Annotated in this window: 23 protein-coding genes; 15 read left to right on the forward strand and 8 right to left on the reverse strand. The window is 70.2% G+C overall.

Annotation, left to right across the window (positions count from 1 at the left end):
* Positions 1-4: 4 nt before the first annotated feature.
* The 9 genes from BLW84_RS32065 to BLW84_RS32105 all read left to right on the forward strand — a co-directional run bounded on the left by BLW84_RS32065 (position 5) and on the right by BLW84_RS32105 (position 8,991).
* Entirely contained in the window at positions 5-760 is a 756-nt protein-coding gene (locus BLW84_RS32065) for a glucose 1-dehydrogenase (RefSeq protein ID WP_093273107.1), read from the forward strand.
* A gap of 86 nt (positions 761-846) precedes the next feature.
* Positions 847-1,773: an NADP-dependent oxidoreductase gene (locus BLW84_RS32070; protein ID WP_093273109.1), complete on the forward strand. Its 927-nt coding sequence runs from the start codon at positions 847-849 to the stop codon at positions 1,771-1,773.
* 134 nt (positions 1,774-1,907) lie between these two features.
* Positions 1,908-2,591: an HAD family hydrolase gene (locus tag BLW84_RS32075; protein WP_093273112.1), complete on the forward strand. Its 684-nt coding sequence runs from the start codon at positions 1,908-1,910 to the stop codon at positions 2,589-2,591.
* The gene (locus tag BLW84_RS32080; RefSeq protein WP_093273115.1) at positions 2,588-3,646 is read left to right on the forward strand and encodes a phosphotransferase family protein; all 1,059 of its coding nucleotides are present in this window, start codon (positions 2,588-2,590) and stop codon (positions 3,644-3,646) included. Before BLW84_RS32075 ends, BLW84_RS32080 begins: the two co-directional genes overlap by 4 nt.
* 185 nt (positions 3,647-3,831) lie before the next feature.
* Positions 3,832-5,043 carry an acyl-CoA dehydrogenase family protein gene (locus tag BLW84_RS32085; RefSeq protein WP_093273192.1) on the forward strand — a complete coding sequence of 404 codons (1,212 nt, stop codon included), beginning with the start codon at positions 3,832-3,834 and terminating at the stop codon, positions 5,041-5,043.
* Between the two features lie 198 nt (positions 5,044-5,241).
* The gene (fabG, locus tag BLW84_RS32090) at positions 5,242-5,997 is read left to right on the forward strand and encodes a 3-oxoacyl-ACP reductase FabG (protein WP_093273118.1); all 756 of its coding nucleotides are present in this window, start codon (positions 5,242-5,244) and stop codon (positions 5,995-5,997) included.
* On the forward strand, positions 5,997-7,181 hold the full coding sequence (locus BLW84_RS32095) for an acyl-CoA dehydrogenase family protein (protein WP_093273120.1): 1,185 nt from the start codon (positions 5,997-5,999) through the stop codon (positions 7,179-7,181). Before fabG ends, BLW84_RS32095 begins: the two co-directional genes overlap by 1 nt.
* Complete coding sequence (locus BLW84_RS32100) at positions 7,178-8,296, forward strand: acyl-CoA dehydrogenase family protein (protein ID WP_093273122.1); 1,119 nt, start codon at positions 7,178-7,180, stop codon at positions 8,294-8,296. Before BLW84_RS32095 ends, BLW84_RS32100 begins: the two co-directional genes overlap by 4 nt.
* A 242-nt stretch (positions 8,297-8,538) precedes the next feature.
* Positions 8,539-8,991, forward strand: coding sequence for a MaoC family dehydratase (locus BLW84_RS32105; protein ID WP_093273125.1), 453 nt, complete (start codon positions 8,539-8,541; stop codon positions 8,989-8,991).
* A 55-nt stretch (positions 8,992-9,046) separates the two neighbouring features.
* On the opposite strand, the gene BLW84_RS32110 is transcribed toward BLW84_RS32105, so the two are convergent.
* From BLW84_RS32110 to BLW84_RS48545, 3 genes are all read right to left on the reverse strand, one after another.
* Positions 9,047-10,606: an AbgT family transporter gene (locus BLW84_RS32110; protein ID WP_093273127.1), complete on the reverse strand. Its 1,560-nt coding sequence runs from the start codon at positions 10,604-10,606 to the stop codon at positions 9,047-9,049.
* Between the two features lie 157 nt (positions 10,607-10,763).
* A complete protein-coding gene (locus tag BLW84_RS32115) occupies positions 10,764-11,204 on the reverse strand; it encodes a nitroreductase family deazaflavin-dependent oxidoreductase (RefSeq protein WP_093273129.1) in 441 nt (146 codons plus the stop codon).
* A gap of 1 nt (position 11,205) precedes the next feature.
* On the reverse strand, positions 11,206-11,427 hold the full coding sequence (locus BLW84_RS48545) for an SDR family oxidoreductase (protein ID WP_218157555.1): 222 nt from the start codon (positions 11,425-11,427) through the stop codon (positions 11,206-11,208).
* On the opposite strand from BLW84_RS48545, the gene BLW84_RS32125 reads away from it, so the two are divergent.
* On the forward strand, positions 11,324-12,487 hold the full coding sequence (locus BLW84_RS32125) for an ATP-binding protein (RefSeq protein ID WP_245761532.1): 1,164 nt from the start codon (positions 11,324-11,326) through the stop codon (positions 12,485-12,487). The two genes, BLW84_RS48545 and BLW84_RS32125, sit on opposite strands and share 104 nt — an antisense overlap.
* Here BLW84_RS32125 and BLW84_RS32130 read toward each other — a convergent pair.
* The 4 genes from BLW84_RS32130 to BLW84_RS32145 form a co-directional block, all read right to left on the reverse strand.
* Positions 12,465-13,082, reverse strand: a complete 618-nt coding sequence (locus BLW84_RS32130; RefSeq protein ID WP_093273134.1) for a TetR/AcrR family transcriptional regulator — start codon at positions 13,080-13,082, stop codon at positions 12,465-12,467. The genes BLW84_RS32125 and BLW84_RS32130 overlap by 23 nt on opposite strands.
* Before the next feature lie 71 nt (positions 13,083-13,153).
* Positions 13,154-13,927 (reverse strand): SDR family oxidoreductase, encoded by a 774-nt coding sequence (locus BLW84_RS32135; RefSeq protein ID WP_093273137.1) that lies wholly within the window; start codon positions 13,925-13,927, stop codon positions 13,154-13,156.
* Positions 13,928-13,989: 62 nt separating this feature from the next.
* Positions 13,990-14,745: an SDR family oxidoreductase gene (locus tag BLW84_RS32140; protein WP_093273141.1), complete on the reverse strand. Its 756-nt coding sequence runs from the start codon at positions 14,743-14,745 to the stop codon at positions 13,990-13,992.
* Positions 14,746-14,788: 43 nt separating this feature from the next.
* The gene (locus tag BLW84_RS32145; protein WP_245761540.1) at positions 14,789-16,462 is read right to left on the reverse strand and encodes an AMP-binding protein; all 1,674 of its coding nucleotides are present in this window, start codon (positions 16,460-16,462) and stop codon (positions 14,789-14,791) included.
* A 198-nt stretch (positions 16,463-16,660) separates the two neighbouring features.
* Between BLW84_RS32145 and BLW84_RS32150 the strand changes: the two genes are divergently transcribed.
* From BLW84_RS32150 to BLW84_RS32160, 3 genes are all read left to right on the forward strand, one after another.
* On the forward strand, positions 16,661-17,641 hold the full coding sequence (locus tag BLW84_RS32150) for a chitinase (protein WP_093273143.1): 981 nt from the start codon (positions 16,661-16,663) through the stop codon (positions 17,639-17,641).
* A gap of 170 nt (positions 17,642-17,811) precedes the next feature.
* On the forward strand, positions 17,812-18,396 hold the full coding sequence (locus BLW84_RS32155; protein ID WP_093273144.1) for a DNA-binding protein: 585 nt from the start codon (positions 17,812-17,814) through the stop codon (positions 18,394-18,396).
* A gap of 40 nt (positions 18,397-18,436) precedes the next feature.
* The gene (locus BLW84_RS32160) at positions 18,437-19,093 is read left to right on the forward strand and encodes an RES family NAD+ phosphorylase (RefSeq protein ID WP_177226801.1); all 657 of its coding nucleotides are present in this window, start codon (positions 18,437-18,439) and stop codon (positions 19,091-19,093) included.
* 334 nt (positions 19,094-19,427) lie between these two features.
* On the opposite strand, the gene BLW84_RS32165 is transcribed toward BLW84_RS32160, so the two are convergent.
* Positions 19,428-20,405, reverse strand: a complete 978-nt coding sequence (locus BLW84_RS32165) for a TerC family protein (protein ID WP_093273195.1) — start codon at positions 20,403-20,405, stop codon at positions 19,428-19,430.
* A gap of 528 nt (positions 20,406-20,933) precedes the next feature.
* On the opposite strand from BLW84_RS32165, the gene BLW84_RS32170 reads away from it, so the two are divergent.
* Positions 20,934-23,744, forward strand: a complete 2,811-nt coding sequence (locus tag BLW84_RS32170) for an alpha/beta fold hydrolase (RefSeq protein ID WP_177226802.1) — start codon at positions 20,934-20,936, stop codon at positions 23,742-23,744.
* Positions 23,741-24,670, forward strand: coding sequence for an ABC transporter permease (locus tag BLW84_RS32175; protein WP_093273146.1), 930 nt, complete (start codon positions 23,741-23,743; stop codon positions 24,668-24,670). The genes BLW84_RS32170 and BLW84_RS32175 overlap by 4 nt, the downstream gene beginning before the upstream one ends.
* Positions 24,671-24,698: the final 28 nt, after the last annotated feature.

The following is a 24,698-nucleotide window of genomic DNA, read 5'->3' on the forward strand; positions in this document are numbered from 1 at the left end:
AATCATGGATTTGTCGAACAAGGTCGTCATCGTCACCGGTGGTGCCCGCGGGCTCGGTGAAGCCTTCGCGCGCGGGATCGTGGCGGCGGGCGGCGAGGTGATGATCGGCGACATCCTCGAAGCCGAGGCTGCGGCCGTGGCTGCCGACCTGGGCGATGCCGCCCGCTCGATGCACCTCGACGTCACCGATCCCGAGTCCTGGCAGGCGATCGTCGCGGCGACCGAGGAAGCATTCGGCTCGGTGACCGGGCTGGTGAACAACGCCGGGGCGGTCGCATCCGGGGTCCGGCTCGTCGACGAGCCGCTCGACACCTTCCAGAGCATCATCCAGACGAATCTCGTCGGCGTCCACATCGGAATCCAGACCGTGGTTCCGGCGATGCGGCGGGCCCACGGCGGGTCGATCGTCAACATCTCGTCGGCCGCCGGCCTGGTGGGCATGGAGCTGACCGGTGCGTACGGCGCGGCCAAGTGGGGGGTGCGCGGCATGACGAAGCTCAGCGCCGTCGAGCTCGCGCCGGAACGCATCCGGGTGAACTCGGTGCACCCGGGCATGGTGCTCACCCCCATGACCGCCCCGACCGGGATCAGCATCGACGAAGGCGGTTTCCCCAGCGCCCCGGCCGGACGGGTCGGCCGTCCCGACGAACTCGTCGGAGCGATCACCTACCTGCTCGGCGACAGCGCGAGCTACACGACCGGCGCGGAGCTCGCCGTCGACGGCGGCTGGACGGCCGGCCCGCCGATGCCCGGCCACTAGCAATGCCGGGACCACCGGGTGCGGGGACCGCGCCCGGTGGTCCCACCGCCCCGTACGAACGCCCAGCCGAGAAAGGTCGAGCCCGCATGCCCAAGGCAGCCATCTACCAGGAGTACGGCGACAGCAGCGTGCTGCAGATCGCCGAGGTCCCGACGCCCACGCCGGAGCCTGGAACGGTGCGGGTTCGCGTCGCGTACTCGAGCGTGAATCCGGTGGATTCGAAGATGCGCAGCGGCTTGCTCGGCGACGGCACGCCGCTTTCGGCGCCCGCGATCGCCGGCATGGACGTCGCCGGCGTCGTCGACGCGATCGGCGAAGGTGTCACCGGATTCGCGGTCGGCGACCGGGTCGCCGGCCTGTCCCCCGCCGGCGCCGCCGCCGAGTTCGTCGTCACCTACGCCGCGGCGCTGGTAAAAGTGCCTGCGAGCGTCTCGTTGGAAACCGCGGCCACGATCGGCGTCGGTGGCACCACGGCAGTGCGCGCGCTCGGCCTGGCGAACGTCGCGAGCGGCCACCTCATCCTCGTCGACGGCGCATCCGGTGGCGTCGGCACCTTCCTGACCCAGCTCGCCATCGCCCGCGGCGCCACCGTCATCGGCACCGCGTCGGCGCGAAACCACGAGCACCTGGCCGATCTCGGCGCCAGGCCGATCAGCTACGGCCCCGGCTGGGAGGCCCGCGCAGCGGAAGCGGCCTCCCGTCCCTTCGACGCCGCCTTCGATCTGGTCACCGGCAACAAGTACGCCCAGCTGCGAGGCATCTCCACTGCGACCGCGCCGGTCGTGACCCTGGTCGACCCGACGTTCCCCGGCCTGGGCGGCATCCTCGTCACGGGCCTCGAACCGGGCTTCGACCACGCCCTGCAGGACGTCATCGATGCGGTCGCCAGCGGAAAGGTCCGGATCCCGATCGCGCAGACCTTCCCGCTCGCAGAGATCGCCGCAGCTCAGGACCTGTCGGCCCAGGGACACGTCCGGGGAAAACTGGTCCTCTCGATCGCGCCCCAACTCTGACGACACCGACGGCACAGCCCGCAGTGATCGCCTCCTGATCACAGCGGAACTGCTCGCCCGGATTTCGCGGAACACCGCCCGAGGTGAGCACCGGGGTCTAGCGCACATACCGTCTAGTCGGTACGGTCCTGGGCATGGGTTCCAGCGACGCGATCCCGGAGATCCGGGCGGCGATCTTCGACTACGGCGGCGTGCTGACCACGCCCGGCCGCACCGCCATCCGGGCCTGGACCGAGCACGAGCGGATCCGCCCGGAGACGTTCTCCGCAGCGATCAAGGACTGGCTGTCCCGCAACGCCCCCGCGGGCACCCCGATCCACCAGCTGGAGACCGGCGAGATCACCGCGGACGAGTTCGACCGCACCCTGGCGAAGCGGCTGCGCACCGTCGACGACGGACCGGTCGCGCCCGACGGGCTGATGGGGCGGATGTTCGCGCGGATGCGCAGCGAACCCGCCATGCTCGACCTGGTGCGCCGGCTGCGCGACTGCGGCGTGCGGACCGCGCTGCTGTCCAACAGCTGGGGCAACAACTACCCCTGGGAATTGCTCGACGGGCTCTTCGAGTGCACGGTGATCTCCGGCGAGGTAGGACTCCGCAAGCCCGATCCCCGCATCTACGAACTGACCCTGGACCGGCTCGGCCTCACCGCCGGCGAAGCAGTCTTCGTCGACGACGGCGCCCCGAACGTGGCAGCCGCCGAGCGGCTCGGACTGCACGCGGTGCTGCACACCGACGTCGACGCGACCCTCGCCCGGCTCACCGAGCTCGTCCCGGCCCTGGGCCGGAACGCCCCGCAAAGCAAGGAGAGTTCATGAACGCCCAACCGTCGCCCGGCGAGCTGCCCGGCCTCGACCTGGACCGGCTGCGCGCGCACCTCGACGCCGAGCTGCCCGGCCTGGTCGACGGCTCGCTGACCGGCGAACTCGTCCAAGGCGGCCGGTCGAACCTGACCTACCTCGTCGGCGACGGCGCGAACCGCTGGGTGGTGCGCCGCCCGCCGCTGGGCCATGTGCTGGCCACCGCGCACGACATGAGCCGCGAGTTCCGGATGATGTCCGCGCTGGCGGGCACGCCCGTGCCGGTGCCCGAGACCCATCTGCTGTGCCAGGACGAGGACGTCATCGGCGCCCCGTTCTACGTGATGGAGTACGTGCCGGGCACCGTCTACCGCACGCCGAAGCTGACCGAGCAGCTCGCGCCGCAGCAGCGCATCGAGCTGGCCTGGCAGCTGATGGACGTGCTCGCCGACCTGCACTCGATCGATCCGGGGTCCGTCGGGCTGGGCGAGTTCGGCCGCCCCGAAGGATTCCTGGAACGGCAGGTGCGCCGCTGGAGCAAGCAGCTGGCCGCCTCGCACAGCCGCGACATCGACGGCATCGACGAGCTCGCCGCCCGGCTGGCCGGCGCCGTCCCCGGCACGCCGCGCACCGGCATCGTGCACGGCGACTACCGGCTGGACAACGTGATCGTCGGCGACGACCAGCGCATCCGGGCCGTCCTGGACTGGGAGATGGCCACCATCGGCGATCCGCTCACCGACCTCGGGCTGCTCGCCGTGTACTGGGAAGGTTTCAACGGCGTCGAGAACAACCCCATCGCCAAGGGCGTCGGCCCCGAGTACGGCTTCCCCACCGCCCGGCAGCTGCTGGACCGCTACGCCGAACGCAGCGGCACCGATCTGTCCGAAATGGACTGGTACCTGGCGTTCGGGTTCTTCAAGATCGCCGTGATCCTGGAGGGGATCCACTACCGCTTCATCCACAACCAGACCGTCGGCGAGGGCTTCAACCACGTCGGCGCCCTGGTAACACCGCTCGTCGCGCAGGGTCTCGCCACCCTCAAAAGCAGTTCCAGGGCTCACCTTGAGTAGCGATGCGGGTAGCGGAACCTCAGACGCCCCCTCGGTCCGGGATCCCCGACTCGTGTATGTCCAAATACGCGACGCCGGGGCTGTCCTCCCGAGGGAACGCCTGAGAACCCGCGGCGGTGCCGGTGGCGAAGGTGGGCTAAGCGGCTTCGCCGCTTCAAAGACAGGGCATTCAAGGAGGAATGAAGATGGATTTCGGCTACGACGAACGCACCGAGGAGCTGCGCAAGCAGCTGCTGGACTTCATGGATTCCCACGTCTACCCCGCCGAACCGGTGTTCCTCGAACAGCTGGCCGCGGGCGACGACCCGTGGGCGGCGCACCCGCCGATCATGGAGGACCTCAAGGCCGAGGCCCGCAGGCGCGGCCTGTGGAACCTGTTCCTGCCCGGTGAGCACGGCGCCGGGCTGACCAACCTCCAGTACGCGCCGCTGGCCGAGATCATGGGCCGCGTCGGTCGGCTGGCCCCGGAGGCCACCAACTGCGCCGCGCCGGACACCGGCAACATGGAGGTGCTGTCGCTGTTCGGCACCGAGCAGCAGAAGAAGCAGTGGCTGCAGCCGCTGCTGGACGGCGAGATCCGCTCCGCGTTCTGCATGACCGAACCCGACGTCGCCTCCTCCGACGCCACCAACATCGGCACCCGCATCGAGCGCGACGGCGACCACTACGTGATCAACGGCCGCAAGTGGTTCTCCTCCGGTGCGATGAGCCCGCGCTGCAAGATCCTGATCGTGATGGGCAAGACCGACCCGGACGCCGAGCGGCACCGCCAGCAGAGCCAGATCCTGGTGCCCAAGGACACGCCCGGCGTGCAGATCATCCGCAGCATGAACGTGTTCGGCTACGACGACGCCGACCACGGCGGCCACGCCGAGATCGTGTTCGACAACGTCCGGGTGCCGGTGGAGAACATCATCGCCGGCGAGGGCGAGGGCTTCGCGATCGCCCAGGCCCGGCTCGGGCCGGGCCGCATCCACCACTGCATGCGCGCCATCGGGATGGCCGAGCGGGCGCTGGAGCTGATGTGCCGCCGCGCCAACGAGCGCATCGCCTTCGGCAAGCCGCTGGCCGAGCAGGGCGTGGTGCAGCACTGGATCGCCGAGTCGCGGGTGAAGATCGAGCAGGCCCGGCTGCTGGTGCTCAAGACCGCGTGGCTGATGGACACCGTCGGCAACCAGGGCGCGCACACCGAGATCCAGTCGATCAAGGTCGGGGTGCCGGAGATGGTCACCTGGGTGATCGACCGCGCCATCCAGGCGCACGGCGGCGGTGGCGTCAGCCAGGAGTTCCCGCTGGCGAACCTGTACGCGCACGCCCGCACCCTGCACATCGTCGACGGCCCGGACGAGGTGCACCGCCGCTCCCTGGCCCGCCGGGAGCTGAAGAAGTACAAGTAAGAGGTGCGAGCTGGTTTGCGTAGCGGTGCAGGCAGCGGAACCTCAGCGGCCTTCTCGGTCCGGGATCGCAGACTCATGTATGACCACCTGCAGCCGCGTACGCAATACCACCGTCCCTGAGGCCTCGTGAGTGGTAGTGGTCGCTGGAACGGCCACTACCGCTCACGACCCCCACCACAACACTCGCAAGGAGATCAAATGGCAGACAGTCGTGTCGCGATCGTCACCGGTGCCGCGCGCGGAATCGGGGCGGCCACTGCCAAGCGCCTGGCCGAGGACGGCTTCGCCGTGGCGGTCATCGACCTCGACGAGAAGCAGTGCGCCGACACGGTGTCGGCCATCGAGTCCGGCGGCGGCAAGGCGCTGGCGGTCGGCTGCGACGTCAGCGACGCCGCGCAGGTGCAGGCCGCGGTGGACCGCATCGCCGCCGAGCTCGGCGGGCCGACGGTGCTGGTCAACAACGCCGGCGTCATCCGGGACAACATGCTGTTCAAGATGTCCGAGGACGACTGGGACATGGTGATGAACGTGCACCTGCGCGGCGCGTTCCTGATGAGCCGTGCCGTGCAGAAGCACATGGTCGAGGCCAAGTGGGGCCGGATCGTGAACCTCTCCAGCACCTCCGCGCTGGGCAACCGCGGCCAGGCCAACTACTCCACCGCCAAGGCCGGGCTGCAGGGCCTGACCAAGACGCTGGCCATCGAGCTCGGCAAGTTCGGCGTCACCGCCAACGCCATCGCGCCCGGCTTCATCGCCACCGACATGACCAAGGCGACCGCCGAGCGGGTCGGGATGGACTTCGAGGACTTCACCAAGGCCGCGGCGAGCCAGATTCCGGTGGCCCGCGTCGGGCAGCCGGAGGACATCGCCAACACGGTGTCGTTCTTCGCCGACGACCGCTCCGGGTTCGTCTCCGGCCAGGTGATCTACGTGGCCGGCGGACCGAAGGCGTGATGACCGTGGACGCCGACGAACTCCGCGGCAAGGTGACGGAATTCCTCGCCGCGAACGATCCCGCGCAGATGGATCGGCTGGAGTTCCTGCGGGCCCGCTTCGACGCCGGGCTGGCGTGGGTGCACTTCCCCGCCGGTCTCGGCGGCCTGGGCGCCGCGCGGGAGCTGCAGCCGGTGGTGGACGCCGCCTTCGCCGAGGCCGGCGCGCCGGACAACAAACCGCAGCTGAACGTCATCGGGCTGGGCATGGCCGCCCCGACGATCCTGCGCTTCGGCAACGACGAGCAGCGCCGCCGCTACCTCCGTCCCCTGTGGACCGGCGAGGAGATCTGGTGCCAGCTGTTCAGCGAGCCGGGCGCGGGCTCGGACCTCGCCGCGCTGTCCACCCGGGCGGTCCGCGATGGTGACGAGTGGGTGGTGGACGGGCAGAAGGTCTGGACGTCGCTGGCGCACCAGGCCCGCTGGGCGATCCTGGTCGCCCGCTCCGACCCGGACCAGCCCAAGCACAAGGGCCTGAGCTACTTCATCTGCGACATGACCGCACCGGGCGTGGAAGTGCGGCCGCTGCGGCAGATCACCGGCGAAGCCGAGTTCAACGAGGTGTTCCTGACCGGGGTGCGGATCCCGGACGCGCAGCGCCTCGGCGAGGTCGGCCAGGGCTGGCAGGTCGCGCTGGGCACCCTGATGAACGAGCGGGTCGCCATCGGCGGGCGCGCGCCCGCGCGGGAAGGCGGCATGATCGGCCTCGCCGCGCAGGCCTGGCGCGAGCACCCCGAGAAGCGCACGCACGGCCTGCACGACCGGCTGCTGCGGCTGTGGGTCGAGACCGAGGCGACCCGGCTGACCAGCATCCGGCTGCGCCAGCAGCTCGCCGTCGGCGAACCCGGCCCCGAGGGCTCCGCCGTCAAGGTCGCCTACTCCGAGCAGAACCAGGCGATCACCGGGTTCGAGCTGGAGTTCCTCGGCGAACCGGGCCTGGCCTACGACGACTGGACGTTCCGCCAACCCGAGTACACCGACTTCGTCAAGCGCGGCCCCGGTTTCCGGTACCTGCGGGCGAAGGGCAACTCGATCGAGGGCGGCACCACCGAGATCCTGCGCAACATCATCGCCGAGCGCGTGCTGGGCCTGCCGCCGGAGATCCGCACCGACAAGGACCGGCCGTGGAAGGAGCTGCCGCGATGAGCGCCCCGGACCTGCTCTACAGCGAAGTCGAAGAGGACCTGCGCTCGAACGTCCGCCGCCTGCTGCGGGACCGGTGCGACTGGACCGCGGTGCTGGCCCGCTGCGAGACCGACGAGCCCTACGACCTCGCGCTGTGGCGGACCCTCGCCGGCGAGCTCGGGCTCGCCGCGCTGCTGGTGCCCGAGGACCTCGGCGGCGCCGGGGCCAGCGCCCGGGAGCTGTCGGTGGTGGCCGAGGAGATCGGCCGGTCCGTCGCGCCGGTGCCGTTCCTGAGCAACCTGCTGACCACCGCGACCCTGGTGGCCTGCGCGGACGAGCCTCGGGTGCGGGAGATCCTGCCGCAGTTCATCGACGGCTCGCAGCTCGGCACCGTCGCCGTCGGGCTGACCACCGTGCCCTACGGCGCGTTCCCGCAGTCGGTGAAGGCCGACGGCGCCGCGCTGACCGGCTCGGTGTCGGCGGTGGTGGACCTGGAGGTCGCCGACTACGTGGTCGTGCCCGCCGCCGACGCGGACGGCGCGGCGCTGTACCTGGTGGACACCTCGGTGTCCGGGGTGTCGCGGACGCCCACGACGTCGCTGGACCTCACCCGTCGGTTCGGCACGCTCGCCCTCGACGGGGCGGTCGGCGAGCGGATCGCGGCCGGTGCCGACGCCGAGCGGATCCTCCGGCAGGCGCTGGTGACCGCGGCCGGGCTGCTGGCCGCCGAGCAGGTCGGGCTGGCCCAGCAATGCCTGGACGCCACCGTGGAGTACGCCAAGACCCGCTACCAGTTCGGCCGCCAGATCGGCTCGTTCCAGGCGGTCAAGCACCGGCTGGCGGACCTGTGGGCGACGGTGAGCTCCGGGCGGGCCGTGGCCCGCAACGCCGCCGACGCCTTGGCGCGCGGCGACGACGCGGCGGAACTCGAGGTCGCCATCGCCCAGGCCTACTGCTCCGAACTGGTCGTGAAGGCCGCGGAAGAGCACCTGCAGCTGCACGGCGGCATCGGGATGACCTGGGAGCACTCGGCGCACCTCTACCTGGGCCGGGCCAAGAGCTCCCAGCTCACCTTCGGCATCGCCGAGGCGCACCGGCAGCGCATCGGAGAACTCGCCGACCTGCCCACGCCGTAAGGACCGTCTCCGTACTCATCTTGCATAGCGGTGCCGGTAGCGGAACCTCAGAGGCCGCCTCGACCGTGGGAGCCCCGACTTGCGACCAATACGCGGCATCGGGGCTGTCCTCGCTGAGAACCCGCAGCGGTGCGAGTTGCGAGGGTGGGCCAAGCGCCTACGGCGCTTCACAACAACAGACAGATAACCGGGATCAACGGTCTGGCGCCCAGATTTTCGTTGTCGCTCAAGGAGGTTGTGCGTTGCGGGTATTCAGCAGCAAGGAAGAGATCGTCGCGGCCAAGGGCGAGCGGCTCGGCACCAGCGAATGGCTCACCGTCACCCAGGAGCAGGTGAACCTGTTCGCCGATGCCACCCTGGACCACCAGTGGATCCACATCGACGTCGAGCGCGCCGAGCAGGGTCCGTTCGGCGGCCCGATCGCGCACGGGTTCCTCACCCTGAGCCTGCTGCCGAAGCTGAACTCCCAGACCTACAAGTTCGAGGGCGCCAAGATGGGGATCAACTACGGCCTGAACAAGGTCCGCTTCCCCAGCCCGGTCCTGGTCGGCTCGCGGGTCCGCTCCACCACGGAGCTCGCGGACGTGACCGAGGTGGCCGGCGGCCTCCAGCTGACGGTCAAGTCCACCATCGAGATCGAGGGCGGCGCGAAACCGGCCTGCGTGGCGGAGGGCCTCACCCGGGTGGTCTTCTGACCGATCCTCCCCGCCGAAGGGCATCTCCGGATCGTTCGGGGATGCCCTTCTCGCGTCACGGTGCGATGTGGATGCCCATGCCGGGACCCAGGGGCAGGTCGGCGAAGTAGAAGACCGTCAGGATCAGGGCCCACACCAGCCAGAACGGGACCACGAACGGAACCATCCTGGCGACCAGGGTGCCCATCCCCGCGTTCGGCTCGTAGCGGCGCAGGTAGCCCAGGATGATGATCATGTACGGGTTCAGCGGCGTCATGATCTGCGTCGCCGAGTCGCCGACCCGGAACGCCGCCTGGGCGAAGCCCGGCTCGAAGCCGAGCAGCACGAACATCGGCACGAACACCGCCGCCATCAGCGTCCACAGGCTCGAACCCGAGATGATGAACAGGTTCAGCATCGACGCCAGCACCATGAACCCGAGGAACGCCGGGTAGCCGTCCAGGCCGAGCGCGCGCAGCAGGTCCGCGCCCGAAACCGCCACCCACGCACCGAGGTTCGTCCAGTTGAACAGCGCGATGAACTGGCCCAGCATGAACGCCAGCACCAGGAATCCGGTGAGATCCCGCAGGGCGGCGGCCATCAGCTTCGGCACGTCGGCCGCGCGGCCGATCGCCCCGACGATCGCGCCGTAGACGATGGCGGGCACCGCGAAGCCGAAGAAGATCAGCGTGGTCACCGAGTCCAGCAGCGGCGACTTCGGCAGGAATCCGCCGGTTTCGTTGCGCAGCGGCGAATCCGGCCACAGCACCAGCAGCAGCACCAGCCCGGACGCGATCAGGAACGCCACGCCCGCCCAGATCAGCCCGCGCCGCTCGGCGGGCTCCAGCGCCACCGAGAGCACCGGCTGATCGGCCACTTCGGACTCCTCGCGGGACACGCCGGTGCGCGCCAGCCGCGGCTCGATGACCTTGTCGATCAGCACCCCGGCCAGCAGTCCGAGCAGGATCGAGGACACCACGTTGAAGTAGTAGTTCGACACCGGCGTGACCGCGGTGCCTGCGTGCGGCAGGGTTTCGGCGACCTTGTTGCTGATCCCGGCGAACAGCGCGTCCAGGCTGGTGACCACCGGCGCGGTGGAGTACCCGGCGCCGGTGGCGGCGAAGCCGCCGAGCAGCCCGGCGACCGGGTGCCTGCCCGCCGCCTTGAACACCAGCGCCGCCAGCGGCGGGATGATGATCATCGATGAGTCCGCCATCACGCTGGACGAGATCCCGACCAGTCCCACCGCGTACGGCAGCACCCAGCGCGGTGCCCCGCCGAAGGCGGCCCGGATCATCGCGGTGAGCAGCCCGGTCCGCTCCGCGAGCCCGACCGCCAGCATGATCGTGACCACGGTTTCCAGCGGCGGGAAGCCGATGAAGTTCTCCGCCATCTTGGTGAACAGGAACTCCAGGCCCTCGCCGCTGAACGCGCCGCGGATCCGCGTCACCCCGTCGGCGCCGGGGATCTGCACGGTGACGCCGAAGGCGGCGACCACCGTGGACACCACCGCCACGGCCAGGAACAGCAGGCCGAAGAGGATGAACGGTTCGGGGAGCTTGTTGCCGACCCGTTCCACCAGGTTCAGCACGCGGTCGAGCCTCGGTGGCCGGGCGGCGCGGGTTTCACTGCTCATGTTGGCTCCTGCGGCCGGAGGGGAAAGCCAAGCAGCAGCGAACCGTTCCGTTCCCGCCCGCGCAACCCCCGGCGACAGATCGATCGAACCGCGCAACACGACCGAAACCGGCGGGCCGCGAGCGCTTCCGGATTCTGCAGCACCCGGAAGCGCTCCACTACGCGGAGTCTTGGATGCGCTCCAGCACCACCACGGGAATGATGCGCCGCGTGCGCGCCTCGTACGTCCGGTACACCGGCGCCATGTCGACCATCAGCTGCCACAGCCGCTCGCGTTCCGCACCTTCCGCGGTGCGGGCCCGCACTGCGAAGCGCTCGCCGCGGATCTGGACCTCGGCCTCGGGGTTCGCGGCCAGGTTCAGGTACCACTTCGGGTGCGTGTGCGTGATCGCCGAACCCGACGCCACGAGCACGTACCTACCGTCGTCCTCGCCGAAGAACAGGCCTGTCCGGTACAGCTTCCCGGTCTTGCGGCCGCGGTAGGTGAGCACCAGGTTGGTCGCGCCGCCCTCGCGGAAGCCGCTCTCGCCGTTGGTCGCGAGGTAGCGGCGCACGTGCTCGGCGACCGAGGGGTCGGGGCTGTCCAGCACCTCGGCCACGTCAGTGACCCCCCAGTCCCTGCGCGAAGCCGCCGTCGACCGCCAGCTCGACGTTCGTGGTGAACGTCGCGCTCTCGGCCAGGAAGAGCGCCGCGGCGGCGACTTCCTCGACGGTGCCGTTGCGGCGCAGCGGGGGTGGCCTGGCGGCGCTGCTCGCCGAGGCGCTCGGCCTGTGGCGCGGCGAGGCGTTCGCCGGGTTCGCCGACGAGTCCTTCGCCAGCACTGCGGCCGCCGCTCTGGAGGAGCAGCGCCTGGTGGCCTGGGAGGACTACGCCGGGGCACGGCTGCAGCTGGGCGACCACGCGGTGCTGGCCGGTGAGCTGGGCGAGCTCATCGAGCAGCATCCGCTGCGCGAACGCCTCCGCGCCGCGCACCTGCGCGCCCTGCACGGCTCGGGCCGGACGACCGAAGCCCTCGACAGCTACCGCAAGTTGCGCCGGCTGCTCCGCGACGAGCTCGGGCTCGAACCGGGCGCGGAACTCACGGCGCTGCAAGAGGAAATGCTGAGCGCCGGGCCGCCCGCACCGGTGCAGCGGCAGGCCCCGCCGACGCAAACTCCGTTGCCCGCACCGCAAACCGAGCTCGTCGGCCGCGACGACGCCGTCGCCGACGTCCGCGCGCTGCTCGGCACGCATCGCCTGGTGACGCTGACGGGACCGGGCGGAGTAGGCAAGACCAGGCTCGCGCTCGAAGTGGCCCGCGCCGAGGACGAGGCGTGCCTCGTCGAACTCGCCGGCCTGCCACGGGAAACCACAGTGGACGGACTGGCCGACGTGGTCGCCGCCGCGCTCGGCATCCGCGACGGCGCCCGGCCGCAGTCATCGGTCGAACGGCTCGCCGAGGCGCTGCGCGGCAGGCGGCTGCTTCTCGTGCTGGACAACTGCGAGCACGTCGTCGAGCCGGTCGCCGCGTTCGTGCCGCTGGTGCTGCCGGCGTCGGACGTGCGCGTGCTGGCGACGAGCCGGGAGCCACTCGACGTCTCGAGCGAGCACCTGCGGGAGGTGCCGCCGCTGGACGTGCCGACGCCAGGCGCGCCGTCGGCGGAATTGCTGCGCTCCGGGGCGGTGCGGCTGTTCGCCGCGCGAGCATCGGCCGCCTCGCCCGGATTCGCGCTGTCGGCCGAGAACGCCGAAACTCCTGCGGGAATCCGCCGGCGCGCCACTGCCGCCCTGCGAGCGCGGAGACGTCGACCGCATCGAAAACGCGCTGCGCGGCGAACTCCCCGGCAGCGACCGGGAATTGCAGGAGTGCCGGTAGCGGCTACGGGCGCAGGGACGCGATGAGCAGATCGGCGAACTGCTCGCCGACCTCCTCGCCGGTGAGCTTGCCGTCCTTGCGGAACCAGGTGCCGAGGTGGTGCACCGCGCCGAAGAAGAAGTCGACCACCAGATCGGCGGCCTTGTCCTCGCGGAACACCCCGGAGCGCTGGCCCTCCTCGATCAACGCCCGCACCCGCTCGTGGTAGCGCCGCCGCTGCGCCCGGACCTCGGCCTGCTTGTCCGGGTGCAGCAGGTGCATCGAGCGGAAGAAGATCACCGTGTCGTCGAGGTTCGCCGCCGTCGTGGCGACGACGTCCGCGGCGACCGCGTGCAGCCGCTCCTGCACCGGCGCCCCGCTGTCCGCCGCGCTCTCCATCCGCGCCTGCTGGACCCGCAGGACCCGCGCGTAGATCTCGTAGAGCAGGTCGTCCTTGGAGCCGAAGTAGTGGTACATCGCCCCCTTGGTGACCCCGGCCGCGTCGACGATCTGCTGCACCGAGGTCATTTCGAAGCCCTGCTCGGCGAACAACCGCGTGGCCACGGCCAGCAACCGCTGCGGAACCGGTTCGGCGCCCACCGCCGGTCCGGCAGTAGTGCGACCGTTCGCCGACCGCGCCATGTCAACCTCCCCTGTCGATCCGAACCCAGCGTATCGACCCGCCGGCGCGAACCGGCGGCGACACCTCCGGCCTACTGCACCTTGCGCTGGAGCTTCCGCATGCCCGCTTGCCAACGCTGCGGCTCGGCGGCCCGCAGCGCGTAGTAATCGGCGACCTCCGGGTGCGGCAGGATCAGGAACTCACCGCTGCCCAGCGAGTCGGCGACCACGTCGGCGACCTCCTCCGGTTCGAGCGCGCCCTTCGCGAGGATCACCTCACCGGCGTTGCTGCTGCTGCCGAGCATGTTGGTGCGCACGCCCTGCGGGCACAGGGCCTGCACCGTGATGCCCTGGTCGGCGTAGCTGATCGCCAGCCATTCGGCGAAGCCGAGCGCGGCGTGCTTGGTCACCGAATACGGCGCCGCCTTCAGCATCGTCAGCAGCCCGGCGGCCGACACGGTCGCCAGGAAGTGCCCCCGGCCCTGCTCCAGCCAATGCGGCAGCACCGCGCGGGCGGCGCGGACGTGCGCCATGACGTTGACCTCCCAGGACTGCGCCCAGGCGGCCTCGTCGGCCTCCGGCCCGCCGCCGCGGGAGATCCCGGCGTTGGCGCAGAACAGGTCGATCCGGCCGTGCTCGCCGAGCGCGGTGTCGACCAGCGCGCGCACGCCGTCCTCGCCCGCCGCGTCGCCGGGCACCGCCGTCCCGCCGACCTCGGCGGCCACCTGCCGCACCGCGTCGGCGTCCACATCGCCCAGCACGACCTTCGCCCCGGATGCCGCGAACTTCCGGGCCATCGCCGCGCCGATGCCGTTGCCGGCACCGGTGATCACCACGACCGCATCAGCGAGCTGCAACTCGCACACCGCCCTTCCCAAGTCTGGTTCCGCTTCCGCCAACGGCGATTTCGCGCGAAATCGCCACGAGCTCACACACCGCCCCTCAGGGTCACACCGCCGTCGAGCACCAGGACCTGCCCCGTGATCCAGGATGCCTCGTCGGAGAGCAGGAACGCCGCCGCACCGCTGACGTCGGCCGGAATTCCCAGTCGCTTCAAGGGATAACCCGCCGCGACCTCGTCCTCCTTGTCCTCGTACAGCGCGGTGGCGAACTTCGTCTTCACCACTGCCGGGGCGACGCCGTTGACCCGGACGTCCGGGCCGAGTTCCACCGCGAGGTCCTTGGTGATGTACGCCAGCATCGCCTTGGTGGCGCCGTAGAAGCCGATGCCCGGCGCGGGCCGCAGACCGGCCACCGAGGACACGTTGAGCACCGAGCCGCCGTGCTCCTTCATCCACGCCTTGTACACCTGCTGGGTCCACGCCAGCGCCGCGAGCACGTTGACCTCGAAGGTCTTGCGCGCGATGCCGTGCTCCAGCTCGACCAGCGGGCCGTAGGCGGGGTTGATGCCGGTGTTGTTGACCAGCATGTCCACCCGGCCGAAGGTCTCCACGGTCTTGGCGACCGCTTCCGCCTGGTGCTCCGCGTCGTCGGCCTTGCCCGCGATGCCGAGCGCGTTCTCGGCTCCGCCGAGGCCCTGCACCGCCTCCGCCAGCGGCTCGGGCTTGCGGGCGGTCAGGGTGACCTTCGCGCCCTCGGACACCAGGCGCTCGGCGATGGCCAGGCCGATGCCGCGGCTGGCGCCGGTCACGATCGCCACCCGGCCGTCGAAACGCTTGCTCATGAATTTCCTTCCTCTCCAGGCACTTCCGGTGTCGAACGGCCCGTCACCGCGCAGCGGCTCGGGCGGTGTCCCGCAGTTCGCGGCGCAGGATCTTGCCGGTCGCGGTCTTGGGCAGCTCGTCGAGGATCTCGATGCTGCGCGGGTACTTGTACGCGGCGAGCTGCCGCTTGCAGTGGGCCACGAGCTCCTCGGCGGTGGCCGACGCGCCCGCGCTCAGGCTGACGTAGGCCTTGACCGTCTCGCCCCGGTAGGAGTCCGGCACGCCGACGACGGCGACCTCCCGCACCGCGGGGTGTCCGTAGAGGACGTCCTCCACCTCGCGCGGCCAGACCTTGAAGCCGGAGGCGTTGATCATGTCCTTCTTGCGGTCCACGACGTAGAACCAGCCCTGCGCGTCCATGAACCCGACGTCGCCGGTGTGCAACCGGCCGCCGCGGATGCCCGCCGCGGTCTCCTCGGGCTTGTTCCAGTAGGACGGCACCACCATGGGCCCGTCGACGACGATCTCGCCGACCTCGCCGACCGGCAGGTCCTGCCCGGCGTCGTCGACGATGCGCAGCACGGTGTTGTAGGTGGGCACGCCGACGCTGAGCGTGCCCGACTCCTCGTCGACCGGCGCCTCCAGGTGCGCGGGCACCGACGTCGCCGTCGCGGTCGTCTCGGTCAGGCCGTAGCCGTTGCGGATGTAGTGGCCGTACCGCGCGCGGAAGTCCTCGACGACCGCCGACGGCAGCGGCGCGCCGCCGGAATACACCAGCTCCAGCGAGGAGAAGTGGTCGGCGGTCACGTCCGGGTGGTTCATCAGGGCCATGTACGCGGTGGACGGGCCGACCATGTAGCAGGGCCGGTGCTCGGCCAGCGCGTCGAGCACCACGCCGGGCTCGAAGCGGTACACCAGGTCGAGCTGCCTGCCCAGCGCCAGCGCGGCGCCGAGCTCGCAGACCAGGCCGGTGATGTGGAACAGCGGCGCGAGCCCGAAGATCCCGTTGCCGCCGAGCTTCTCGACGCGGATCCGCATGCCTTCGGCGTTGAACACGACGTTGCCGTGCGTGTTGGTGGCGCCCTTGGGCACGCCGCTGGTCCCCGAGGTGTAGACGAGCAGCGCGACGTCCGAGCTCGACAGCTCGACCTCCGGCGGCCGCCGGCCGGCGTGCGCCCGCGCGACCGCCAGCAGGTCCGCGCAGCCGGCGGCCGGGCGGCGTTCGAGCTCGGCGAACAGCCGCGGGTCGTGGCGGGTCTGCAGGTCGAGCTCGCTGGTGGTGATCGCGACCCGCACCCCGGCGGGGCCGGCGAGCTCGCCGAGGACGTCGTGCCAGCCCTGCTCGGAGGAGACGACCGCGGCCGGCCGCGCGTCGGCGAGGATCTTGGTCAGCTCGCGGCTCCGGTACATCGGGTTGAGCGGCACCACGATCGCGCCGGCCTTCCAGCCGGCCAGCAGCGCGATCGCGAACTGCGGCACGTTCTGCAGGTACAGCGCCACCCGGTCGCCCGGGCCGACGCCCTGTTCGACGAGGTGGCACGCCAGGCCGTCGCTGAGCTCGTCGAGTTCCCGGTAGCTGAGCCTGCCGTCGAAGTAGGTGATGGCCACGCGATCCGGATGGTCCCGGCGGGCCGCGGCGAACAGTTCGAGCAGGGTGCCCATCCGCGGCTCGAACGCTGCGGGCACATCGCCGTTGTAGAGCGCCAGCCAAGGCCGTTCGTCGTACGCGCTGCCCAACACGCCACCTCCACGTTGAGACCGACCAGTCGGTACGTCCAGTCAACGGCCCGCGCCCCGTCTCGTCAACCCTCGGCGGCATGCCGTGCTCCGACCGGCGCAACTCCCGCGTCGCAACCTCGCCAAAACCTTGACCGGACAACTGGTCCAGTCCATTTTTCGAGGACATCATCCGGCTCTCACCCCACGGAGGCCCGCATGACCAGACGACTGGCCGCGCTCGCCGCGGCCGCCCTCGCCACCGCACTCGCGTTCGCACCGGCCGGCTCCGCCGCCACCCCGGAGGCAGTGCCCAACCACCACCTCACCGGGTACTGGCAGAACTTCGTCAACGGCGCCAAGCCGCTGAAGATCAGCGACATCTCGGCGAACTACGACGTCATCGCACTGGCCTTCGGCAACGCCGATCCGGCCAAACCCGGTGCGGTCACCTTCAATGTCGACCCTGAGCTGTCCAGCGCACTCGGCGGCTACACGGACGAGCAACTCAAAGCTGACATCGCCGCGAAGAAGGCCGAGGGCAAGTCGTTCGCGCTGTCCATCGGCGGCGAAAGGGGAAACGTCGATCTGGGTAGCGAAGCGAACGTCGCAAATTTCGTCGACTCTGTTGGAAAAATTTTAACCGATTACGGAATCAATGGGTTAGATATTGACTTGGAGCACGGCCTCAACGTCGCCAACACGACCAGCGCGATCCGCCAGCTGCGCGAACGCGTCGGCGACGGATTCGTGCTCACCATGGCGCCGCAGACCCTCGACGTGCAGCCCGGCGGCTCCTACCTGCAGCTCATCGAGAACGTCAAGGACATCCTCACCGTCGTGCACACCCAGTACTACAACTCGGGCTCGATGAACGGCTGCGACGGCCAGGTCTACAGCCAGGGCTCGGTCGACTTCATCACCGCACAGGCGTGCACCCTGCTGCAGACGCTGCGCCCGGACCAGGTTTCACTGGGCCTACCGGCGACCGCCTCGGCGGCCGGTAGCGGGTACGTCGATCCATCGATCGTCAACAACGCGCTGAGCTGCCTGGCCGCCGGCACCGACTGCGGCCAGTACACCCCGGACCAGCCGCGCCCCGAGATCGGCGGCGTGATGACCTGGTCGATCAACTGGGACGCCAGCAGCGGCAACGCTTTCTCCGATCCGGTTCGGACCCATTTGGACAGCCTGCCGTAGCCGAGTCCGACTCCGGTCGGGGTCTTCAGATCCACGATCACGCCAAAGAACACCCCGACCGGAGTCAGCAGATCGTCACGTTGCGCAATCCACCTGCTACGACAAGTGATATTTGGCACCGGGCGCACGTTCGCGCACACATTTCCCGAATCCCGCGCTACCCTGGAGTCATGTCAGCCGCGCTGGAGACCGTGTTGGCACGAGCCGGTTTAAAGGTCACCGCCAACGAATTCCTGACCCTGGTCGAGGACGCCGCGAAGAAGCTCACCTCGCCGCAGGTGGACCCGGGCGCGCACTTCACCGAGACGGAGCGACGTGCGCTCACCGAAGCAGGCCTGGACCTGACGCCGCTGAGCGACTCCGAAGTCGACGCCCGGGCGCGGACCGTCGCCGAGCAGGCGGTGCTGCGCGACACCGCGCTCTCGGTCAACCAGGCCGCGGACCGCGTGGGAGTGGACAGCAGCCGGATCCGCCACCGCATCAGCGAACGACGGCTGATCGGGTGGAAGGACCGCGGCGGATGGCGGCTGCCCGCGTGGCAGTTCAGCGACACCGACGTGCTGCCCGGCCTGGACGCCGTGCTCGCGCTGATGCCCGCCGACCAGCCGGCGCTCGTGCTGGCCAACTTCATGACCACGCCGCAGGAGGACCTCGAAATCGGGGACCGGCCGGCGAGCCCGCGCGAGTGGCTGCTGGCCGGCGGCGATCCGCAGCGGGTCGCCGAGCTCGCCGCCACCATCGGCACCCCGGCCTGAGCGCACTCCCCAACCTTCGAGACCCCAACCCAGGACCTCCATGGCACGGCTACCACAGCCGCCTGCGCCCGCTGCGCTGCAGGCGATGCTCCGGCGGACCGAAGACGTGATCGCGGTCCCCGCGGGCACTCGCCTCGTGCGCGTGTTCACCTCCGGGGGCAACCACCCGCAGCAGTGGAACAGCTTCCGCTACGCCGGCCCGCTGCCGCACGCCCGGTTCGACCCGCACCTGCCCAACACCCAGGGCGGCCCGACGGTCACCCGGGAGCACGGCGTGCTGTACTTCTCGCTGTCGGTGCAGACCTGCATCGCCGAGGTCTACCAGGCGACCTCCACAGTGGATCGCCGGACGCGCAGCCCGCACCTGGTGCTGTTCCGTCCACGTCGGACGCTCCGGCTGCTGGACCTGACCGGCCTGTGGCCCACCCGGGCCGGGGCCTCGCAGGCGATCAGCAGCGGCCCCAAACTCCGCACCCAGGCGTGGGCCCGCGGCATCCGCGCGGCCTACCCGGAACTCGACGGCCTCTGGTACCGGTCCTCGATGGACGCGGGGAACCCGTCGCTGTGCCTGTGGGACCCGCCGGCGGCAACGGCGCTCCCGGATTCCCCGGACGTCCTGTTGCCCCTGAGCCACCCGGGACTGGACGTCCCACTGGGACGAGTCTGCAAAGAACTGAGCTACACCCTGCTCGACTGACCCATGTGCGTTTTGTTGCCATAGCGGCTGTTTTGAATGTGGTGACCTGCGGTGCGGTAGGGCGGGTTGTTGTCTTTGAAGCGGCGCAGCCGCTTAGCCCACCCTCGCAACTTGCACCGCCGCGGGTTCACGGCGCCCACCCCTCCGGGGTTCTCCCAGCGAGGACAGCCCCGACGTGGTGAATTGGTCATTCATGATGTCGGGGATCCCACAGCGAGAAGACCGCAGCAACTCCCGCAGGGGGCCGCCACCCGCACCGCCACGCAAAACGAGCCTGGAAACAAACCAAGTGCCCGGAGTTCTCATGTGGAACTCCGGGCACTCGTGTTTCAGGTCAGGCGTTTTCGGCCGGTTCCTGTTGCTGCGACTCGGTGTCCTTCTTCGACTTCGCCAGGCTGGCCCAGGTGGTGATGCCCAGGACCACGATGATGAAGGCCAGCGACATCCAGTTGGTGATCTCCAGCCACTCCGGCACCAGGTGGTACTCGTGGAACGCGTGCAGGATCAGCTTGATGCCGATGAACCCGAGGATCACCGCCAGGCCCACCGACAGGTAGATCAGCTTGTCCACCAGGCCGCCGAGCAGGAAGTACAGCTGCCGCAGCCCCATCAGGGCGAAAGCGTTGGCGGCGAAGACCAGGAACGGGTCCTGGGTGATGCCGAAGATCGCCGGGATCGAGTCCACCGCGAACAGCAGGTCGGCGCTGCCGATCGCGACGATCACCACGAACATCGGCGTCAGGAGGCGCTTGCCGTCGATCTTCACGGTCGACTTGGCGCCGTGGTAGTCGTCGGTCACCGGGAACAGCTTGCGGACCCAGCGGACGACCGCGTTTTCCTTGTACTCCTCGTCCTCGTCCTTCTTGCGGACCATGCTGACCGCGGTCCAGATCAGGAACGCGCCGAAGATGAAGAAGACCCAGACGAACTTGGCGATCAGCGCAGCGCCGACCGCGATGAAGATGCCGCGCATCACCAGCGCCAGCAGGATGCCGATCAGCAGCACCCGGTGCTGGTGGATGGACGGCACCGCGAAACTGGACATGATCACCATGAAGATGAACAGGTTGTCCACGCTCAGCGAGTACTCGGTGATGTAACCGGTGAAGTATTCGATCGCGAAGTGGGAGTCCCCGAACACCCAGACGCCGATCCCGAACAGGATCGCGCAACCGACGTAGAACACGACCCACTTGGCCGCTTCACCGGTGGTGACCTCGTGCGGCTTGCGGTCCACGATCACGAGGTCGAGCAGGAGCAGCAGGGCGAGGCCGCCGAGCGTGGCCGCCCAGATCCACCAGGGAACGTCCAGTCGATCGACTGCGGGCTGTGCCTGTTGGGCCAGCAACGTCACGGCACCCATTCATCACCTCCGGTTCAGGGCATGCGCCAGGGACCGGAGGTCTCTTCCACCGGCCTTCGGCCGGTCGACGGCACCGGGCTTGTCAGAGCAAGTTCCGTGATGACGACACCGCCGCGAAGGAATACTCCCCTCCACTTGCCAAGATTGTCACTTATGCGTGGGTCCGCACACCACCCCGGGGCCGCACAAGCAACGAACATCACGTGGCGAACCGTACGGGCGACCGTCCAAGGCGGCAACGGGAGCAAACCGGGCATCACACCGACGGCCGCACCGAGATCATTGCGTCTCACCCGATCATCGCTATGATCACCACCGCCCGGTCCCACCGGGACCGCACGCGGGGATGCGGAGGCGACCTCTGCGGCCGGCACGACGACGTGTCCGGTTGCTGTTTGGTCTCTGGTTCATAGCGTCTTGCCTTCGCCCCCGTCTGGAACGAATCTGGTGCCGTCGTCTTCACCTAATGTCGAATGCGTGTCCGCCTCCCCCCGTCGCCGCAAGGGCCTCGCGCTGATAGCCCTTACCTGCGTTGCTCTCGTGGTGTTCGGTGCTTTCCTGTGGTCCGGCGATGAGAAACCGGCCGCCGCGCCGGAAGCGCCCCGGGAGGCACTGCTGGACGTGCTCGACGGCCCCGGCGCGAACGAGCGGGTGCAGATCGACGTCACGCTGTTCGCCCCGGCGGACACCCCGGCGCCGGCGATCCTGCTCGCGCACGGCTTCGGCGGCAGCAAGGACGACACCGCGGCGCAGGCGCAGGAGCTGGCGCAGCGCGGGTTCACCGTGCTCACCTATTCCTCCCGCGGTTTCGGCCGCAGCACAGGGAAAATCGCGCTGAACTACCCCGACTACGAGGTGACCGACGCCCGCCAGCTGCTGGACTGGCTGGCCCGCCAGCCGGAGGTGCTGCGCGACGGCGAGGGCGATCCGAGGGTCGGCGTCACCGGCGGCTCCTACGGCGGCGCGCTGAGCCTGCTGCTGGCCGGCACCGACCGGCGGGTCGACGCGATCGCGCCGGTGATGACCTACAACGACCTCGGCCAGGCATTGCTGCCCAACTCCGCCTCGCGGGACCAGATCGACGGCAGCACCCCGGCCCGCAGCGCCGCGACCGCCCAGGGCGTGTTCAAGCAGGCGTGGGCGGGCCTGCTGTTCTCGGCGGGGAGCTCGCCGGAACGCCGCGCCGAGGACCCGCCGCAGGCCCCGCCGTCCGACGGCGCCTCGGCCACGCCGACCGGGCAGCCGCTGACCTGCGGGAGCTTCACCGAGCAGGTGTGCGCGGCCTACACCGAGGTGGCGCAGACCGGCCGCGCCGGGCAGGCGACGCTGGAGCTGCTCGACCGCGTCTCCCCCAAGTCCGTCACCGCCCGCATCAAGGTGCCGACGCTGCTGGTGCAGGGCGAGCGGGACACCCTGTTCGGCCTCGACCAGGCCGACGCCAACGCCCGCCAGATCTCCGCCGCCGGGGGCAAGGTCAAGACCATCTGGTTCGCCGGCGGCCACGACGGCGCCTCACCGGACGCGGCGCTGCGGGGACGCATCGCGGACTGGTTCGCCTTCCACCTCGGCGGGGTGCCGCCGGTGCCCGATCCCGGCACCGCCTTCGAGTACGACATCGCCGGGCGGCCGCAGCGCAACGGCGAGATCCCGGTGCGCACCGTGTCGGCCCCCGCCTACCCGGGCGTGCAAGCCGAACGCACGCCGCGTTTCGCACTGCAGCTGCACGGCGCGGTCACGCAGGTGGTCAACCCGCCGGGCGGCAGCCCGGCCGCGACCAGCTCGCTGCCCGGCGCCGGCGAGGTGCTCGACGCCGCGGGCAGCCTCGGCCGCTCGCTGGCGCGCGACCTGCCCGGCCAGGTGGCGGTGTTCCGCACCGATCCGCTGGACAGCCAGCTGCTGATCTCCGGCACGGCGCAGACCCGGCTTTCGGTGGCGTCGGTGCCCGGCCAGCCCGCGACCGGGGACGCGGTGCTGTTCACCAAGCTCTACGACGTCGGCCCGGACCAGCAGCGCAGCCTGATCGGCAACGCCGTGTCGCCGCTGCACGTGACCGGCCTGCCGGCGGACGGCACGCCGGTCGAGATGGACGTGGCGCTGCCGGGCGTCGTGCACCCGCTGGAGACCGGTCACCGGCTGGAGCTGGCGGTGGCCACCACCGACCAGGCCTACGCGGTGCCGCGGGAACCGGCGGTGCACCGCATCGGCCTGGCCGGCGACGGCTCGGTGTCGATCCCGTCGGTGCGCGGCGAGACCACGACCGGCAACTCGATACCGGTGGCGCCGCTGGTCGGCATCGGCGTCGTTATCGCGGCGGCGCTGGCGGCGTGGGTGATCTCGCTGATCCGGCGCAAGAGCACCGACGACGTCGACCAGCTGCTGACCGATACGCCGCTGCTGATCGCCGGGCTGACCAAGTCGTACCCGGAGAAGCCCGCCGCGGTCGAGGACCTGTCCATCCGCGTCGAGCGCGGCCAGATCGTCGGGCTGCTCGGCCCCAACGGGGCGGGCAAGACGACCACGCTGCGGATGCTGCTGGGGCTGCTCAAGCCGAGTTCCGGGCAGATCCGGGTGTTCGGCCACCGGGTGGTCGGCGGGGCTCCGGTGCTGTCCCGGGTGGGTTCGCTGGTGGAGACGCCGGGCTTCCTGCCGCACCTGTCCGGCCTGGACAACCTGCGGTACTACTGGGCGGCGACCGGGCGGCCGATGCTGCAGGCCCGCTTCGACGAGGTGCTGCAGATCGCCGGTCTCGGCACGGCGGCCCGCCGTCCTGTCCGCACCTACAGCCAGGGCATGAAGCAGCGGCTGGCGATCGCGCAGGCGATGTTGGGGCTGCCGGAGCTGCTGGTGCTCGACGAACCGACCAACGGGCTGGACCCGCCGCAGATCCACCAGATGCGCGAGATCCTGCGCCGCTACGCGACCACCGGCCGCACCGTCCTGGTGTCCAGCCACCTGCTCGCCGAGGTCGAGCAGACCTGCACGCACGTGGTGGTCATGCACGACGGCCGGCTGGTGGCGGCGGGCAGCGTGGCCGACATCGTGTCGGTCAACGGCGAGGCGACGTTCCGCGTCGACCAGCCGGAACAGGCCGCCGAGGCGCTGTGCACCATCGAAGGGCTCGGCCCGGTGGAGACCGACGGCGACCTGGTGCACGCCAACCTCGCCGGGCACTCGACCGCGGTGGCGGTGAACGTGCTGGTCGCCTCCGGGATCGGAGTGCACCAGGTGGGGCCGCGACGGCGGCTGGAGGACGCTTTCTTGCAGCTGGTCGGGGAGGATCAACGGTGACCGAGGACGCCGAAGGACCCAAGGTCGGACAGCTGGACACCGCGGAGACCGCGGTCGTCCGGTCCGGCCGCCGCCAGCCGACCCAGGCCGACGGCAGCGTCGAGGGCTACCGCGCGAAGCGGACCCTGCCGGTGCGGGTGGAGCTGGCGCGGCAGCTGCGGCGCCGCCGCACCCGGCTGGCGCTGGGCTTCCTGGCCGTGCTGCCGTTCCTCCTGCTGCTGGCCTTCGAGCTCGGCGACGACGGCGGGCAGCGCGGCCGCACGCTGGCCGACATCGCCACCGCCAGCGGCCTGAACTTCGCGGTGTTCACGCTGTTCGCCTCGACCAACTTCCTGCTGGTCGTGGTGGTGGCGTTGTTCTTCGGCGACACTGTGGCCAGCGAGGCGTCCTGGTCGAGCCTGCGGTACCTGCTCGCCGCGCCCATCCCCCGCACCCGGCTGCTCCGGCAGAAGGCTGTCGTTTCGGCGCTGCTGGCGGGTTTCGGGTTGGTGCTGCTGTCGGCGGTCGCGCTCGGCGTGGGCCTGCTTTGGTACGGCAGCGGCGACCTGGTCAGCACCACCGGCGAGGCGGTGCCGTTCCCGACCGGGGTGGTCAGCATCGCGGCGGCCACGGTCTACCTGGCGGTGCACCTGACCTGGATCGCCGGGCTGGCCCTGTTCCTGAGCGTCAGCACGGACGCGCCGCTGGGCGCGGTCGGCGGTGCGGTGGTGGTGTCGATCCTGTCGGAGATCCTGGACCAGATCACGGCGCTGGGAGACCTGCGGAACTACCTTCCGACGCACTACTCGACGGCCTACTCGGACCTGCTGGGCCACGACGTCGACTGGACGGCGATGACGCACGGGGCGTTCTCCGGCCTGGCGTACGCGGCGGTCTTCGGCGCCCTGGCGATCTGGCGCTTCAACCACAAGGACATCACCAGCTGACGAAAGCTGTTTTCAGACTCGTTTTGCG

It is taken from the genome of Saccharopolyspora shandongensis (assembly GCF_900106995.1).
GTDB classification, from domain to species: domain Bacteria; phylum Actinomycetota; class Actinomycetes; order Mycobacteriales; family Pseudonocardiaceae; genus Saccharopolyspora; species Saccharopolyspora shandongensis.

Coding starts and splice junctions, on each gene's coding strand:
- BLW84_RS32085 (WP_093273192.1), top strand. CDS start 3,832: ATGGATTTCGGCTACGACGAACGCACCGAGGAGCTGCGCAAGCAGCTG.
- BLW84_RS32070 (WP_093273109.1), top strand. CDS start 847: ATGCCCAAGGCAGCCATCTACCAGGAGTACGGCGACAGCAGCGTGCTG.
- fabG (WP_093273118.1), top strand. CDS start 5,242: ATGGCAGACAGTCGTGTCGCGATCGTCACCGGTGCCGCGCGCGGAATC.
- BLW84_RS32130 (WP_093273134.1), bottom strand. CDS start 13,082: ATGGCGCGGTCGGCGAACGGTCGCACTACTGCCGGACCGGCGGTGGGC.
- BLW84_RS32110 (WP_093273127.1), bottom strand. CDS start 10,606: ATGAGCAGTGAAACCCGCGCCGCCCGGCCACCGAGGCTCGACCGCGTG.
- BLW84_RS32065 (WP_093273107.1), top strand. CDS start 5: ATGGATTTGTCGAACAAGGTCGTCATCGTCACCGGTGGTGCCCGCGGG.
- BLW84_RS32100 (WP_093273122.1), top strand. CDS start 7,178: ATGAGCGCCCCGGACCTGCTCTACAGCGAAGTCGAAGAGGACCTGCGC.
- BLW84_RS32150 (WP_093273143.1), top strand. CDS start 16,661: ATGACCAGACGACTGGCCGCGCTCGCCGCGGCCGCCCTCGCCACCGCA.
- BLW84_RS32075 (WP_093273112.1), top strand. CDS start 1,908: ATGGGTTCCAGCGACGCGATCCCGGAGATCCGGGCGGCGATCTTCGAC.
- BLW84_RS32080 (WP_093273115.1), top strand. CDS start 2,588: ATGAACGCCCAACCGTCGCCCGGCGAGCTGCCCGGCCTCGACCTGGAC.
- BLW84_RS32155 (WP_093273144.1), top strand. CDS start 17,812: ATGTCAGCCGCGCTGGAGACCGTGTTGGCACGAGCCGGTTTAAAGGTC.
- BLW84_RS32140 (WP_093273141.1), bottom strand. CDS start 14,745: ATGAGCAAGCGTTTCGACGGCCGGGTGGCGATCGTGACCGGCGCCAGC.
- BLW84_RS32095 (WP_093273120.1), top strand. CDS start 5,997: ATGACCGTGGACGCCGACGAACTCCGCGGCAAGGTGACGGAATTCCTC.
- BLW84_RS32160 (WP_177226801.1), top strand. CDS start 18,437: ATGGCACGGCTACCACAGCCGCCTGCGCCCGCTGCGCTGCAGGCGATG.